The organism is Herbinix hemicellulosilytica (assembly GCF_002904165.1).
Taxonomy (GTDB): domain Bacteria; phylum Bacillota; class Clostridia; order Lachnospirales; family Lachnospiraceae; genus Mobilitalea; species Mobilitalea hemicellulosilytica.
Map to the genome: position 1 here is coordinate 79,282 of NZ_CVTD020000026.1, position 16,020 is coordinate 95,301.

Genomic DNA, 16,020 nt, shown 5'->3' on the forward strand with positions numbered 1-16,020 from the left:
AGATTTTTAATATATTAAAATGAAAAGACAGCGGTCAGGCGCTCCTGGGAATAATCCGCCATTATTCCTTTAATCATCGGAGCAATCACCCCCTTTATATTTTAAAAACTCATATATCTAAAAAATTTATAGTAAATAAAAACACCCTGCACTTTTTTGGTGCAAGGTGTTTATCTATCTCCTTGCAACCACACGACCTTAAGGGCTGGCCTTTGTCGTTGGTTGCATTAACAACTAACTTCAAAGGCAGCCCTAGCCGGTAGTGGTGGTTGCAAATATGGATATTAATACGGTATAAAGTTTCTTAGCCATAACCATACCTCCAAGTTTCATATATAATACCAGATACCATTCATAATTTCAATACCCGAAAAAGAATTTTTAAGCAAAACTTTCCAATATTATGCTTAATTTACGAAACACGTACTCTGCCGGCAAAATATATCCGCAAGTGTTCTTTCAAAACCAACCTAAGGTTTGAAATGAGAATTAATATGCAATATATTGTAGATGAAATCCTGTCGAATAAAAAGCCTGCATTAAGATTCCTTATTATACCTGCTCTCTAATAAGCATCGGCGGAACCCTATTAAGGATATCTCCGGTTGCTTTGTCATCCAAAATCCATGTTTCGATTTCATGTTTATAAATCACAAGAGGCATTCTGTTATGCACATCCTTCATGGATTCGTTAGCCTGTGTCGTAAGAATTACAAACCGCATCTCATCCTGATAATACGAAAAAATCCCGGCCATATAGAGGGTATTGGTTCCTTCCAGCTTAAACAAAAACTTTCTTTTTTCGCTGTCCCATTCATAAAAGCCCGTGGAAGGTATGACACACCTGCGGTTAATAACACTGTCCCTAAATGTTTTCTTTTCAAAAACGGTCTCGGAGCGGGCATTAATAATTACACCCTTTTTATCAAATTTGGGAAAACCCCAGATACTTAAAACCGGTGATGCCTGATTTTCCTCCTCTATAAGGACAGGAACCTGATGGGTGGGAAATATTTCGCCTGTATTAAATATCTTTCCCCTAACCTTTGCATTCAGTTTATCAAGCAATTCCCTGATTTCTTCACTTTGCTCCACAGTAAAATTGTACCTTCCGCACATACCAATACCCTGCCTTCCGTTTTTTATTTTTCTTAAACTAATCCGAACAAATTACTTTATTTATTATCAGCCGTTTTTTTTATCTTTATAAGCCCGTCGAATATTCTTTTCTTCTTTTGCTTCATATTGATATCAGATTTTAACAATTATAATATCTGCTTTTATGTTCTATAAGTTTAATTATAAGAAATTTTAAATCCAATGAAAAGCAGGAAAAAAACCGTTTGACTTTTTTTCTTTTTTGATTATGATAGAGTATAGTGTGTAAATAAGCTTGTATTATATACTAATGCAGATTATTAAAAATTCTTATGAAAAACTTCAAATATACCGATATCTTATATAAAGTTATTAAAGGAGGTACTTCATGAAAGCCGGATTTGATCCACAAAAATACATTGAAGAACAAACAAAATATATCTTGGAACGGGTAAATAACTTTGACAAATTGTATTTGGAATTCGGAGGCAAGCTAATAGGTGACAAACATGCCAAAAGAGTTTTACCCGGTTTCGATGAGGATGCAAAAATTAAAATCCTCCAAAAACTAAAGGATCAGGCAGAAATTATTATCTGCGTATACGCCGGCGATATTGAAAGAAATAAAGTTCGAGGAGATTATGGCATTACTTATGATATGGAAGTCCTCCGTTTATTGGATGATTTTCGAAGCTATGATCTTAAGGTAAACAGCGTTGTTATTACCCGCTATAACAAGCAACCGGCAACCAATGTCTTTATAAACAAGCTTGAACGCCGCAACATAAAGGTATACAAGCATATGACAATTCCCGGCTATCCTGCCGATGTGGATACAATTGTCAGCGAGAACGGTTACGGTATCAATCCTTATATACCTACAACCAAGCCCATAGTTGTGGTTACCGCTCCCGGTCCTAACAGCGGTAAGCTGGCAACCTGTTTAAATCAGCTTTACCATGAATACAAATTGGGCCGCGTGGCCGGATATGCCAAATTCGAAACATTCCCTGTCTGGAATCTGCCTCTTAAACACCCTGTAAATATTGCATACGAAGCTGCTACAATAGATTTAAAGGATGTTAATATGATAGATAACTTCCATTTTGAAAAATATAATGAAGTTGCGGTAAATTATAACAGGGATCTGGAAATGTTTCCGGTGGTAAAAAGAATAATTGAAAGAATAACAGGCAAGTCCGTATACCATTCTCCGACTGACATGGGGGTAAACAGAGTCGCCTGTGGCATAATAGATGATGAAGTGGTCTGTGAAGCTTCAAAGCAGGAAATAATACGCAGATATTTTGCCACCGCCTGTGATTTCAAAAAGGGATTGCTGGATGAGGATGCTCTTAACCGTATGAAGGTTATAATGGAAGAGTTAAAATTAAGGCAGGAAGACAGGCGATGTGTAATGCCAGCCAGAGATTATGCCGCAAAACTTAAAGAAACCTGCAATGATAACGAAACCGTATCCGTAATGGCCTTTGAAATGCACGACGGTAAAATAATAACAGGCCGCAGTTCCTCCACCATGGATTGTTCTGCTGCCGCCATTTTAAATGCTATTAAGTATCTGGCAGGAATAAGCGATGAAATATATCTGCTTTCACCGCTTATCTTAAATACAATCCGCGATTTGAAGGAAAAAGATCTTAACAGCAAAATATCCCGCTTAAATGTCAACGAAATTTTAATAGCCCTTAGTATTTGTGCAGTTACCAATCCTACAGCACAGCTTGCATATGAGAAATTGTCTCTTCTTAAGGGTGTTCAGGGTCATTGCACTACCATACTTAACAAAAACGACGAGCAAATTTTAAGAAAGCTCGGAATCGACATTACCTGCGATCCTTTCTATCCGTCCGAAAATTTATATTACGTTTAAAATAGGGCACAAATAATGAACATAATTAAGCCCTGTGGTCTTATCCCACAGGGCTTATAATATTTATAGTCAAATATAAATAACTTGACTTATTGGTATCAATTTGCTTATGAATTACAAACCAATTTAATCCCGTTAAAACCCTACCTCAACAGTAAATCAATCCCCTAAGGAAATTGCATCCCAAACTTCACTGTTGATTACCACATCATAATCCGCAAACCACTGTTCATAAAGTTCGGCAAAAAGCTTGGTACGCCTGTCTTCTATAATTTTCTCTTTAACCTCGGTTGTAGCATCTTCGTTAAAATCGGTTACGCAGTATATAATATGCCATCCGTAATCTGTAGTGATAATGTCGCTTATTTCTCCGGTCTTTAAGTTAAATGCTGCCTGCTCAAACGTATCGCTGAATTCTTCAGGCCCCGTGCCTCTTCCGAAAGTATATTCAATAACTTCATCTTCTGAATTGGCTTCCGCAAGAGAATAAAAGTCTTCTCCGCTTCTTGCCCTTTCAAGCAGGGAAACTGCTTTTTGATAAGCCTTTTCTCTCTCCTCAAAAGATAGCGGTTTTCTGTTACCTTCATCATCAGGTTCGGTTCCGTATATCAATATATGCTGTACCGTAATCTGTCTGGATTCATAATCGGATACATTGGTGTCCACATCTATGGTCAGGGTTTCAAAAACTTTTTCAGCCAATAGATTTTCGCTATATACCTGTTCCAAAAGTTCACGGCTTACCAGGTACCGGTCTATATCGGCATCAGAAAGTCCGGCAAAATGCTCGGCTGCATAAGAGACGGCATCAGCCATTTCCTCTTCCGTTAAAGCAATGCCCAGTTGTTCGGCTTTATCGCGGATTATTTTAATTTGGGTTATCTGCTTTATAACCTCATCTTTTATATGTTCACCGAAAGTCTTTCCGTCTCCAAAAATATCCACATTCCAGATATCTTTTCCGTACTCCGTTTCATACGTTTCCTGTGCCGATTTTAAGTAAACCATAACCTCATTGTAATATACCCTTATGTCTCCTATCAGGGCAATCAGTTCTCCGGCAGTGGTATCTTCGGTTACCTGCTGCTTGTCGGGCTTAAAATAATAATAAGACATTCCGGTAACCTTATGCGTATCAATATCATAGGAAATATATAATTCACTGTCAGTGTTTTTGTAAGTATAAGTAACCGAGTTTTTATCCGACTCCAGAGTTTTATTCGTTTCAACCCCGTAAAACTCTTTAATCTTATTTTCCGCCTCGGTTTTGTCCATTCCTATTTCTACACCAAAAATTTTGTAGTTTTTACCCCCGTCAAGAACCATAATGGATGTAATGTCACCTTTCGGCGCAATAAGCTGTAAGGCCCCTTCCAGCTTATAAACGCCGTTACTTTCTTCTACCAGTTCGGTTTTTGTCTTTTTCTCAAAGGTGTTTACAGATTTACCTTTATAATTGGTCAGTTCATAGCTTGATTCGTCTATCCTGCAACCGTTTAAAAGAGGCAGAATAAAAAGAATCAGTAAAATAATCTTTAATCTATTGCACATGTTATACATGTAATTTTTACTCATTTTATGTCCCTCTCATTCAGCTTAACTTTATAACGGTTAAGCTTATTTACTTACATTTACGATATGTTCTTATCTTGTCCAGTTATATCAAAATAAACCTAAGCATTAGTATGAAATTGCACGCAGCCGCTAAATTAACCTTTAGCTTATACGCTTAACTTAAGCAAAATTTACCTGCTTTTATCTCTTGCTTAAATTCATTGTAGATAAGCCCATACCTATTGTCAAGATTGCGGAAGTAAAGTTTTAAAATCATCAAGCAGTTTCTTAATGTTTTCAAATATCCAGTTGTTATCTGCTTTTCCTTTGGCAGGCTTAGGCAGCTGATAAGTAAAATACGGATTTCCCTGGGCATAAAACTTAAGGCTGCTTCCATACTTCTTAATAAGTTCCGGTATTTTTGCCGCGTCCAGTTTCGCTTTCGGATACATCATCAGCTTAACTTCATTGCCTTTTTGCACCAGCCCCTGAACATATACGCTGTGGCAGTACGACTTAATCAGGGCGATATTAAGAAGATTATTAACCGCATTCGGCAAATCCCCGTAACGGTCAACAAGTTCTTCCTGCATATCCATAAGTTCATCCTCTGTTTCAATAGCGGCAATTCTCTTATAAATATCAAGCTTTTGTATCTCATTCATAATATAAGTAGACGGTATGAAAGCATCCATTTCCATGTCTACCGTTGTTTCAAAGAATTCTTCTTCCTCTTCGTCGCCCTTTAAAGATTTTATGGCTTCATTAAGCATCTTGCAGTACAGATCATACCCTACGGCATCCATATGGCCGCTTTGTTCAGGTCCAAGCAGGTTTCCTGCGCCACGAATTTCTAAGTCCCTCATGGCAATCTTAAAGCCGGATCCCAGTTCTGTAAATTCTTTTATGGCATGAAGCCTTTTTTCCGCCACTTCCTTAAGGACTTTATCCTTTTTATACATTAAAAATGCATATGCCGTACGGTTTGACCTTCCTACCCGGCCTCTTAGCTGATAAAGTTGTGACAGGCCAAGCCTATCAGCATCCTCAATTATTATGGTATTTACGTTTGATATATCAAGGCCTGTTTCTATAATTGTAGTCGAAACCAAAACATCGATTTCACCGGATATAAAATCAAACATAATCTTTTCCAAGGTCCGTTCACTCATCTGTCCGTGGGCAACGGCTACGTTTGCCTCAGGTACCAGTTTGGATACATTAGCCGCTATTTCATCAATCCCTTGTACCCTGTTATAGACATAGTATACCTGTCCGCCTCTGGCAAGTTCCCTGTTAATAGCCTCACGGATTATCTCGTCGTTATGTTCCAATACATAAGTCTGGACAGGCAAACGATCCACAGGCGGCTCATCCAGGATACTCATATCACGAATGCCTATAAGGCTCATATGCAAAGTCCTCGGAATAGGGGTTGCGGTAAGGGTAAGAACATCCACGTCTTTTTTAAGCTGCTTTATTTTTTCCTTATGGGCAACTCCGAATCGCTGCTCCTCGTCTATGATTAACAGTCCCAGATTCTTAAAACTTACGTCCGACGAAAGTACCCTGTGGGTACCTACAACAATATCTAAAGTTCCGTTTTTGAGCCTTTCAATAGTCTTTTTTTGCTCGGCAGGGGTCCTAAAGCGGGAAAGCAAACCTATACTTACCGGATAATCCATCATTCTTTGGACCAGGGTATTATAATGCTGTTGCGCAAGTATAGTTGTAGGAACAAGGAAAACTACCTGTTTACTGTCTGCTACAGCTTTAAATGCGGCCCGGATAGCTATCTCGGTCTTACCGTAGCCCACATCACCGCAAATAAGCCTATCCATTATGCGGTCGCTTTCCATATCCCTTTTGGTTTCTTCAATGGCTTTAAGCTGGTCTTCTGTTTCCTCATAGGGAAAGGCTTCCTCAAATTCCTTTTGCCATACGGTATCGGGGCTGAACTTAAAGCCTTTTTTCTGCTGCCTGCTAGCATAAAGCTCCACCAGCTCTTTGGCGATTTCCCTTACAGCTCCTTTTACCCTGGCTTTGGTATGTTTCCACTCGGAAGAATTAAGCTTGTTAAGTTTAGGTTTCCGCCCTTCAGTACCGTTATATTTCTGAATCACGTCAAGGCCTGTTGCAGGTACATACAACACGCCTCCGTCACCATACTCTATTTTGATATAATCCTTGGTTACCTTGTCTACCTCTATCTTTTCAATTCCTCTGTAGATACCAAGACCGTGATTTTCATGGACAACATAATCTCCAGGAGTAAGGTCAGTAAAACTTTGAATTTTCTGACCGTCATATGAGTATTTTTTCTTCTTTTTCTTTTTCTCTGCCCCAAATATATCGCTTTCCGATATGATAACAAATTTGATTAAAGGATACGAAAAACCTCTTTTCAGATTGCCGTAAGTTATCATAAGTTCCCCTTCCTGGAGAACCCTATCTAAATCTTCGCTGTAAAAAGGATTAAGGTTAAAATCCCTGAGGTCTTCGCTCAGACGCTTAGCCCTGGTTCTTGACCCGGAAAGAAGTATCACCCTGTATTTGTTTTTCTTCCAATATTCCAGGTCTTTTACAAGAACGTCAAAATTCTTATGATAGGAAGAAAGAGACTGGACGGAAAAAACATATTTATTTTTTACATCTATATAGCTGTTTCGGGGCTCCATGGTGCTTATAAGCAGGGTATTTTTCTTTGACAGAATATTTAAGACATCTTTATAGCCATATATTACATTCATCTGCCCCGGAAGAATGTAACCTTTTTCAATCCTTCCTATCATACCCTCACGAAACTCATTTTCAACAGCTTCTCCTTTTTCAATAAGCCTGCCCGGTTCATCCAAAAAGAAAATGCTGTCCGAGTTGTCAAAATACTCATAAAAACTCATGGTATTATCGTAAAAATAATTTATATAGCTTTCCAGGCTTACGGACCCCTGAAAGACCTGCAAATTCTCCTTAAACTCGGCTATAATTCCACGAATCCTATTGGCTTCCTCGGTCTTATTCTGCTGGGTCAGGGTTTTTATATACTGCTTTTCTTCTTCTTCAATTTTCTTAAGGCCCAAAGCAAGCTGTTTTTCATCGGGGATAATTTCTGCGGCAGGATAAATAGTTAAACTCTCTACCTGCTCAATTGATCTTTGGCTGCTTACGTCAAAGGTACGGATAGAATCTATTGTATCTCCCCACAGCTCTATACGGTACGGCACTTCTTCGGTAAGAGGAAAAATATCTATAATTCCTCCCCTTACGGCAAAATCTCCGGGCGCTTCAACCTGAGCCTGTCTTTCATATCCTAGCCTTATAAGGGTGGCCTCAAAATCCTTCAGTTTAATTTCAGTATCCATATCAACGGTTATTATTCTTTCCTTGATATGCTGAAGGGGAAGAAGCCTATCCATACCGCCGTCCAGGCTCATTATAATTGTAGTATCCTGCTTTTCTATGATTCTTTTAAGTATCTGAAGCCTTTCCCGGACTATGGCTCTTCCGTGGATATCGGCACTGTAAAAGATAATGTCCTTTGACGGATATATGAACACGTTTTTATCATATAAACGGTAATCTTCATATATTTCTTTGGCTTTCAGCTCATTGTAAGTAACTATAACTTTAAATTTAAAGCCTTCGCTAAGGCCGTAAATCAGATGGCATTTTTGTGAATCAATACAGCCGGTAATCATTACCGGCAATGTCCCCGTTATTATATTGTCCTTTATTTCATTAAATTCTTTTAATTCCTTCAAGGGTTCTGTAAAGGTCTTCAACCGGGATTCCTCCTGTTAGCCGTTATATGCTTATATTTTCCCTTGCTAGTATATCCTGAGTATTATGTTTATTCAAATAAGATAAATTTATAAAGCTGTAATATATGTCCCGACTTAAAAAATCTGTTGTATCGCATTTAATTATTTTTTCGCAGAATCTTTTTAAAAAAGGATTCCTTTGCATCTTCCCGGGCTTTTCCGGATGGCCCGGAACCTGATTTTTCCTCTTTGCTATCCGGCTGCTCTAAAGCCGTCTTCTTTTTATTATATTTATTCATGGCAGCATCCATTCCGGAGGTTATAATCATCCGGCAGGCATCCGAAGCCTCCTTTAAAGCCTGTCTTATAGCTTCCTGTTCTTCTGCCTTAAATCTAGACAAAACATAATCGGCCAAATCCCAGTCCTGGGGTTTTGCACCTACCCCGATTCTTATTCTGGGAAATTCGTCGGTCCCCAGATGGCTTATAATGCTTTTTATACCGTTATGGCCTCCGGCACTGCCTTTCTTGCGAATCCTTAGCTGTCCCACATCCAGGCTGATATCGTCATAAATTATAATAATGTCATCGGTGGATACCTTATAATAATCCACCAGTTCCCGTACGCTTTCACCGCTTAGATTCATATAAGTAACAGGCTGGGCAAGAATTACTTTCTCCCCTTCGATATAGCCCATACCGCATTTAGCCTTATGTTTCATCTGATTTAACGGAATTCTGTAATCATCCGATATCCGTGTAATGGCATCCCAGCCGATATTATGCCTTGTGGCCTGATATTTTTCCGTTGGGTTTCCTAGTCCTATTATTATACGCATGTCCTACCTCTTCTTTACTAAAAAATTGCATGACAATATATACTTAATGCGCCTGACATTAAGTATATATTATAGTGTATGTATTTTTGTAATATATACCATAAACTTTCAGCTGTTATTATATTATAACCTTTCAAAAAAGATGTGGCAACTTAATAATTATCTATAAGCTGTTCATCATAAAAATGACAGTCCCTTTTAAGATATTTACAAAGCAATTTGCAGGCTTTATAATGCCTCCGCTTCTATCTCGGATACCTTGTCGGCTCAGATTATTATCCCGCCTAAATAATAAACCTTTGCACATATATATTTTATATATTATTCCACGCAAAAAAGGCAGCCTAAGCTGCCTTTTCTGTCTTTTTTGGACTATTTTACTCTCCTACTCCTCTGTTACAGCCTCAGTTACAGCTTCCTTTTCTGCCTCTTTTTCTGATTCTGCCTCTAAAGCTGCTATCTCGTACTTTTCAAGGATGATACTTTGGATCATCTCTCTGGTTTCCGAATTAATCGGATGAGCGATATCCCTGTATTCACCATCCCCGGCTTTCCGGCTGGGCATAGCGATGAATAATCCCTTGTCGCCTTCAATTACTTTGATATCATGAACAACGAACTGATTATCAATAGTAATTGAGACAACAGCCTTCATCTTCCCCTCCTTACTAACCTTACGTACGCGAACATCGGTAATTTCCATGGTTTTGTCCCCCTTCTGTCATAATTTATCGTTAGTTATCAAGAAAAAGTATGTTAACAAAGTTAATATAACTTTTCCTGTTTCTACCTCCCTGCATAAACCCCAATACTAAGGTTCATAATTATTCAAACATCTATACTATAAGACTATTATACCATATATAAAAAAAATGTGAATATTTGTTGCAAAAAAATAGCAAAGGTTTGCAGTTTTTATGTCAATTTTCATAGTTTTTATGTTATTTTAGACCTCATTTACGCCATTTTATTTAAAAAATTTATTGTATACTTGCATTCTTGTTTACATTAAGAATATATTACTATATAGGCCCTTAAGATTATTTATGCAAAAAAAGCCTCTAAAAAGTAAAATCCTGCATTTTCTATTGTATTTTAAGCCAAAAGAGTTATAATAGCTAAAGATTATAAAATATAAGTATAAAATAAGAATAGGAAGGTTTTTATGTACAAAATAGACTTCAACAAGCCTTGCCGCATCCATTTTATAGGGATTGGCGGAATCAGTATGAGCGGTTTTGCAAAATACCTGCATAGTATCGGATTTAAGGTCAGCGGTTCTGACAGCCACAAAAGTAAAATTACAGAAGAGCTTGAAAGTATGGGCATTAATGTTTACTACGGCCAAAGAAAAGGAAATATAAGCCCGGATATTGATGTGGTTATTTATACTGCCGCCATTAAAGAAGATAACGAAGAACTTTTGGCGGTTATGGAAGCGGGTATACCGGCACTAAACCGGGCTCAGCTTATTGGCCAGGTAATGCAAAACTTTAAAAATTCGGTAGCGGTATCCGGTACCCACGGCAAAACTACCGTAACATCTATGCTGTCACTTATTTTTGTCGATGCGAATTTTGACCCCACCATCTCGGTCGGCGGTATTTTGGATGCTATCGGAGGAAATATGCGTATTGGCGGTACCGACTATTTTATTACGGAAGCCTGCGAATATATGAACTCCTTCCTGGAATTTAAGCCGACAAAAGCAGTTATATTAAATATTGACGAAGACCATACGGACTTTTTTAAAGATATAAACGATATACGAAATTCCTTCCGTAAATTTGCCGGTCAAATTCCTAAAGGAGGCCAGCTATTTATAAACGGCGATATTCCCGATTACGAAGAAATAATTAAGGACCTGGATTGCGAAGTATTTACATACGGAATAACAGACCCTGTTTACGGTTGTAAGGATAAATCATATGATATAGCAGCTGATAATATAAAATTAAACGACAGTGCCTGCCAAAGCTTTGATCTTTATTACAAAGGAAAATACATAGACCGGTTCGGGTTAAATATCATAGGTATACATAATATATCCAATGCTTTGCCGGCTATAGGAATTGCACTTCAGGAGCAAATTCCGGCAGATATAATAAAGAAATCCCTGCTGCGGTTTAGAGGCGCAGACCGCCGTTTTCAGTACAAAGGAACCGTTGGCGGTGTAACTATTATTGACGATTATGCCCATCATCCTACGGAAATTGCGGCAACTTTAACTACCGCCAAGACTTTTTACGGTGAGAAAACCATATGGTGTGTTTTCCAGCCCCATACATACAGCAGAACCAAACGGCATTTAAAAGAATTTGCCCGTTCCTTATCAATAGCTGATAAGATAGTACTGGCTGATATCTATCCTGCGAGGGAAAAAGATCCCGGGGATATTTCTTCTCTGGACCTGCTAAGAGAATTAAAAAATTTAAATAAAGAAGTATACTACTTTCCCACCTTCGATGAAATTGAGAACTTTTTACTAGAAAATTGTATAAACGGTGACCTGTTGATAACTATGGGCGCCGGAGATATCGTGATTGTGGGAGAATCATTATTAGGTATATAGTTATCCACATTATCCACAGTATTATCAACATTTTATGTTAACCAATACTGTGGATATAATTATATTTTCTATCTATACTACAAGAATAGATTTTCTATTTAAAAAAAACATAAATTCTAACTGTTATAGCATAATTTTACATTTTATTACAATTATGCCGGCTGTTTTTATCCACTTTATCCACATAATCCACATACCATTTTAACCCTTTTAATCCCCGCAACCCCCAAAGAAACAGCCTATTTCAATATATTTTAGTTTATGTTATAATGTACACGATAAGCGGATTATTCCAAGGAAAAGGTAATGTTTTATGTGACACATAAATGAGTCACAATAAAACATTGGCTTTTTCTTGGATAAGTGTAACGTAACCTACAACACCGGAGGTGTTGTAGGTTATAATCCGCAGAAAGCAGATTAGACCAAGGAAAATAGAACGTTTTTTGTGACATGAATATGTCACAGTAAAACGTTATATTTTTCTTGGATAAGTGCAACGTGAACGAAAAAACACGAAGTGTTTTGAGTTCCTAATCCGCGGATAAGCGGATTATTCCACACATCGTGAGCCTATTTTATCCACAGCCATAACAGATATAGAGAAATTTTTATTTTGACCATGGGTATGCAACTAGCAGAAAGGGGATGGATGAGAATTGAATAAAATTTCTTTATACTCTGAAGGTATTTACGACGTAACCATCGTCCCAAATACCTTTATTGATTTATATATGCCATCTGCAAACGGAGCTTATGTAAAGGTTTATCTATATCTGTTACGCCATATAGGCTCCAGCAATACCGAAATAACCATATCCTCTATTGCCGACCATCTTGAGGATACCGAAAAAGATATAATCCGTGCTTTAAACTACTGGGAAAAACAGAATCTGTTAAAAATAGAAAGAAACGCTCAGGATGAAATTACGGCAATTTACCTTGCTGACTTATCAGGTCTTAATAAGACAGGTCATAGTACCGCCACAATTGATGACGCATTGGAAGAACTTGATTCCGTTACAGTTTCTGAGCCGGATGAAATTGCTTCTAATATACATACCGAAACAGAGCCTGCTGCCATACCGACATATTCCCAGGATAAGATAGATGAACTTAAGAGCAATGATAAATTCCAATATGTCACGCATATTGTTGAGCTTTATCTTGGCAGGCCGATGAAACCTGTAGATTTGCAATTAATTATATATTTGTATGACGAATTGAAATTTTCTCCGGAACTTATTATATATCTTTATGAATACTGTGTTTCCAAAAACAAAATGAATCCTTCCTATATCGAAGCCGTAGCTTTAGAATGGGCCAAGGAAGGAATAGATACGGAAGAAAAAGCCCGGGAAGCCACCCTGCTATATAACGAACACATCAATAATGTTATGAAGGCATTCGGGTTAAACAGAACCCCCGGTCAAATAGAACGAAAATATATAACCAAATGGGTGGAAGTATATTCTTTTTCGGATGATATAATTACCGAAGCCTGCAACCGCACTATCTTAAGGACTCAAAAACCTGATTTTAAATATGCGGACAAGATTCTTGAAACATGGTTTAAAAAAGGTGCCAAAACCCTGGAGGACATCGCAATACTTGACGAGGAATTTGCCAAAGGCGGCAGAGCCAAGACCGTACCTAACGTAACCCCCATTGCCAAACCTTCTGCCAATAAGTTTAATCAGTTTCCACAACGGACATACTCCGCTAAAGATTACGCCGAACTTGAACGAAAACTTATCAACAAGGGGTTATAATACGCAAAATATTTAAATAAAAAACTGAATTCCACAATATCTAAGGAAAATAAAAGCTCCATACGGTCAAAAATAATAATAATCTGTGTACTTATTAAGATCAATTATACGTATACATACCTCATTGGAATTTCCATGTTTTATATTATTTAATTTTCTTAAAGCATAACTTATCATTAATCTTGTATTTTAAAATTCCAAATAATCAAAAATAAGCAGGAGAATCCTTATGTCTCTGAAGAACGATCAGTATAATAAAATACTGCGTGAATACGAAGAACGCAGACTTAAAAATAAGTACGAACTGGACAAGCGGATTGAGGAAGTCTATAAAGCCATACCCAGGATAAAGGAGCTGGAAGAGCAAATAATTTCCCTTTCCGCCGAATCGGGAAGGCAGGCTCTGTTCGGCAACACCAAAGCCCTTGATAATTTAAGGAAAACCACAGCTCAAATCAAGGAAATGCAAAGGAAACTCCTTGTAGAAAGCGGATATCCTGAAGATTATCTGGATATGCGGTTTCACTGCTCCAAATGCCGGGATACCGGCTTTATTGGCAACGAAAAATGCAGTTGTTTTAAGCAGGCTATCGCAGACGCCATTTATATGGGCTCCAGCATAAAATCCGTGCTTGAGCGGGAAAACTTCCGTACTTTTTCTTTTAAATACTATTCCGACGATTACATTGACGAAACTACAGGCTTATCCCCCCTGTCCAATATGCAAAAGATAGTAGCAAGCTGTAAAAGTTTTATCAGACATTTTGATGAAAAGCATGAAAACCTGCTGTTTATCGGTAACACCGGCGTAGGCAAAACCTTTTTGGCAAACTGTATAGCAAAGGAACTTTTGGACCGGGGCTATACGGTAATTTATTTGACTGCTTTCAGGCTATTTGACATCCTGGAAAAATATAAATTCGGAAGGGAGGAAGAAGATTCCTTAATAGCATCGGATCAGTTTGACTATATTCTTGATTGTGACCTGCTTATAATTGACGATCTTGGGACCGAACTTAACAATACATTTACTACTTCGCAGCTTTATCACATAATTAACGAGCGGCTGCTTAGACAAAAATCCACTATTATTTCGACTAATTTATCCTTGGATAATCTGCTGACAATCTACAGTGAACGGATTTATTCAAGAATTATAAGTAATTACAGTATTAGACGGATTATAGGTGATGATATAAGACTGCGTAAGGCACTTGGCGAAATATCGTCTTAATATATTTTATTTGGCTTGACTTCAAATATTTATAATGTTATAACATTGGATGGATTTAATTCAACAACAATTTTATGGAGGTACTATTGTAATGCCAAAGCGTGAAATGATCGTTGATACTATACCCGTAGGGCCGCTTGGAATCATTGCCCTTGAAAGCAGCAAAACCCTGGGGGAAAAAGTTAATGACTATCTTGTATCCTGGCGTAAACAACGTGAGAGTGAACATAAAGAAACCATAATGTTTAGCGGTTACCAAAGAGATACTTTCCTGTTAAACGCTTGCTGTCCCAGATTCGGAACAGGCGAAGCAAAAGGAATGATTAAGGAATCTGTTCGCGGATATGACCTATATTTACTTGTAGACGTTACCAACTATAGCCTAACTTATACAGTTTGCGGACATACCAACCATATGTCACCGGATGACCATTATCAGGATTTAAAGCGTATCATAGCGGCAGTAGGTGGTAAAGCAAGAAGAATCACCGTCATAATGCCCTATCTTTATGAAGGTCGTCAGCATAGACGCAACTCAAGAGAATCCCTGGATTGCGCCTTGGCATTACAGGAACTGACCAATATGGGAGTTGAAAGCATCATAACATTTGATGCTCACGATCCCAGGGTTCAGAACGCTATTCCCTTAAAGAGTCTGGAATCGGTTCAGCCCACCTATCAGTTTATCAAGGCTATCCTTAAAAATGTACCCGATGTTAAAATAGATGCCGACCATATGATGATCATAAGCCCCGATGAAGGCGGAATGGGAAGAGCCGTATATTATGCCAATGTTCTGGGGCTTGATGTGGGTATGTTCTATAAGCGGCGCGATTATACTAAAATTGTCAACGGCCGTAATCCTATTGTAGCTCATGAGTATCTGGGCGACAGTGTCGAAGGAAAAGATATCATTATCGTTGACGATATGATATCATCAGGAGAAAGCATGCTGGATGTTGCAACCGAATTAAAGAGAAAAAAGGCTAACCGTATATTCCTTTTGGGTACATTCGGCTTGTTTACAGGCGGTTTATCAAAATTTGACGAAGCATATGAAAAAGGATTGATATACAGGCTTCTTACAACCAATCTGGTTTATCAGTCGCCGGAACTGCTGACAAAACCTTATTATATCAGTGTTGATATGAGCAAGTATATAGCTCTGATTATTGATACTCTTAATCACGACAAGAGTATAAGCGGATTGCTTAATCCGGTTGAAAGAATTCATAACATCCTTGAAAAATATAATCAGGTTAAGAAAAAGTAAGTTTATTTATAAATGCAAAAAGTGAT

The 16,020-nt window shown here is 37.9% G+C and carries 9 protein-coding genes and 1 pseudogene; 5 read left to right on the plus strand and 5 right to left on the minus strand.

Annotation, left to right across the window (positions count from 1 at the left end; translation table 11 throughout):
- Positions 1–552: 552 nt before the first annotated feature.
- On the minus strand, positions 553–1,119 hold the full coding sequence (locus tag HHT355_RS11790) for an SOS response-associated peptidase (RefSeq protein WP_103203645.1): 567 nt from the start codon (positions 1,117–1,119) through the stop codon (positions 553–555).
- Positions 1,120–1,486: 367 nt separating this feature from the next.
- On the opposite strand from HHT355_RS11790, the gene HHT355_RS11795 reads away from it, so the two are divergent.
- The gene (locus HHT355_RS11795; RefSeq protein ID WP_103203646.1) at positions 1,487–2,989 is read left to right on the plus strand and encodes a DUF1846 domain-containing protein; all 1,503 of its coding nucleotides are present in this window, start codon (positions 1,487–1,489) and stop codon (positions 2,987–2,989) included.
- A 159-nt stretch (positions 2,990–3,148) separates the two neighbouring features.
- Here the strand turns inward: HHT355_RS11795 and HHT355_RS11800 are convergent, their stop codons facing one another.
- From HHT355_RS11800 to spoVG, 4 genes and pseudogenes are all read right to left on the minus strand, one after another.
- Entirely contained in the window at positions 3,149–4,564 is a 1,416-nt protein-coding gene (locus tag HHT355_RS11800) for a peptidylprolyl isomerase (RefSeq protein WP_103203647.1), read from the minus strand.
- Between the two features lie 224 nt (positions 4,565–4,788).
- Positions 4,789–8,325, minus strand: coding sequence for a transcription-repair coupling factor (mfd, locus tag HHT355_RS11805; protein ID WP_242967669.1), 3,537 nt, complete (start codon positions 8,323–8,325; stop codon positions 4,789–4,791).
- A 254-nt stretch (positions 8,326–8,579) separates the two neighbouring features.
- Positions 8,580–9,143: pseudogene (gene pth, locus HHT355_RS11810) on the minus strand (aminoacyl-tRNA hydrolase); the annotation flags it as partial.
- 385 nt (positions 9,144–9,528) lie between these two features.
- Positions 9,529–9,846 carry a septation regulator SpoVG gene (gene spoVG / locus HHT355_RS11815; protein WP_103203649.1) on the minus strand — a complete coding sequence of 106 codons (318 nt, stop codon included), beginning with the start codon at positions 9,844–9,846 and terminating at the stop codon, positions 9,529–9,531.
- Between the two features lie 462 nt (positions 9,847–10,308).
- On the opposite strand from spoVG, the gene murC reads away from it, so the two are divergent.
- From murC to HHT355_RS11835, 4 genes are all read left to right on the plus strand, one after another.
- Positions 10,309–11,715 (plus strand): UDP-N-acetylmuramate--L-alanine ligase, encoded by a 1,407-nt coding sequence (gene murC / locus HHT355_RS11820; RefSeq protein WP_103203650.1) that lies wholly within the window; start codon positions 10,309–10,311, stop codon positions 11,713–11,715.
- A gap of 659 nt (positions 11,716–12,374) precedes the next feature.
- On the plus strand, positions 12,375–13,487 hold the full coding sequence (locus HHT355_RS11825) for a DnaD domain protein (RefSeq protein WP_103203651.1): 1,113 nt from the start codon (positions 12,375–12,377) through the stop codon (positions 13,485–13,487).
- A 229-nt stretch (positions 13,488–13,716) separates the two neighbouring features.
- Positions 13,717–14,721, plus strand: coding sequence for an ATP-binding protein (locus HHT355_RS11830; protein WP_103203652.1), 1,005 nt, complete (start codon positions 13,717–13,719; stop codon positions 14,719–14,721).
- 91 nt (positions 14,722–14,812) lie between these two features.
- Positions 14,813–15,994, plus strand: a complete 1,182-nt coding sequence (locus tag HHT355_RS11835; RefSeq protein WP_103203653.1) for a ribose-phosphate pyrophosphokinase — start codon at positions 14,813–14,815, stop codon at positions 15,992–15,994.
- Positions 15,995–16,020: the final 26 nt, after the last annotated feature.

Bases quoted from the DNA above. Each gene is read 5' to 3' on its own strand.
- spoVG (WP_103203649.1), bottom strand. From the start codon at position 9,846: ATGGAAATTACCGATGTTCGCGTACGTAAGGTTAGTAAGGAGGGGAAG.
- HHT355_RS11830 (WP_103203652.1), top strand. From the start codon at position 13,717: ATGTCTCTGAAGAACGATCAGTATAATAAAATACTGCGTGAATACGAA.
- murC (WP_103203650.1), top strand. From the start codon at position 10,309: ATGTACAAAATAGACTTCAACAAGCCTTGCCGCATCCATTTTATAGGG.
- HHT355_RS11835 (WP_103203653.1), top strand. From the start codon at position 14,813: ATGCCAAAGCGTGAAATGATCGTTGATACTATACCCGTAGGGCCGCTT.
- HHT355_RS11790 (WP_103203645.1), bottom strand. From the start codon at position 1,119: ATGTGCGGAAGGTACAATTTTACTGTGGAGCAAAGTGAAGAAATCAGG.
- HHT355_RS11795 (WP_103203646.1), top strand. From the start codon at position 1,487: ATGAAAGCCGGATTTGATCCACAAAAATACATTGAAGAACAAACAAAA.
- HHT355_RS11800 (WP_103203647.1), bottom strand. From the start codon at position 4,564: ATGAGTAAAAATTACATGTATAACATGTGCAATAGATTAAAGATTATT.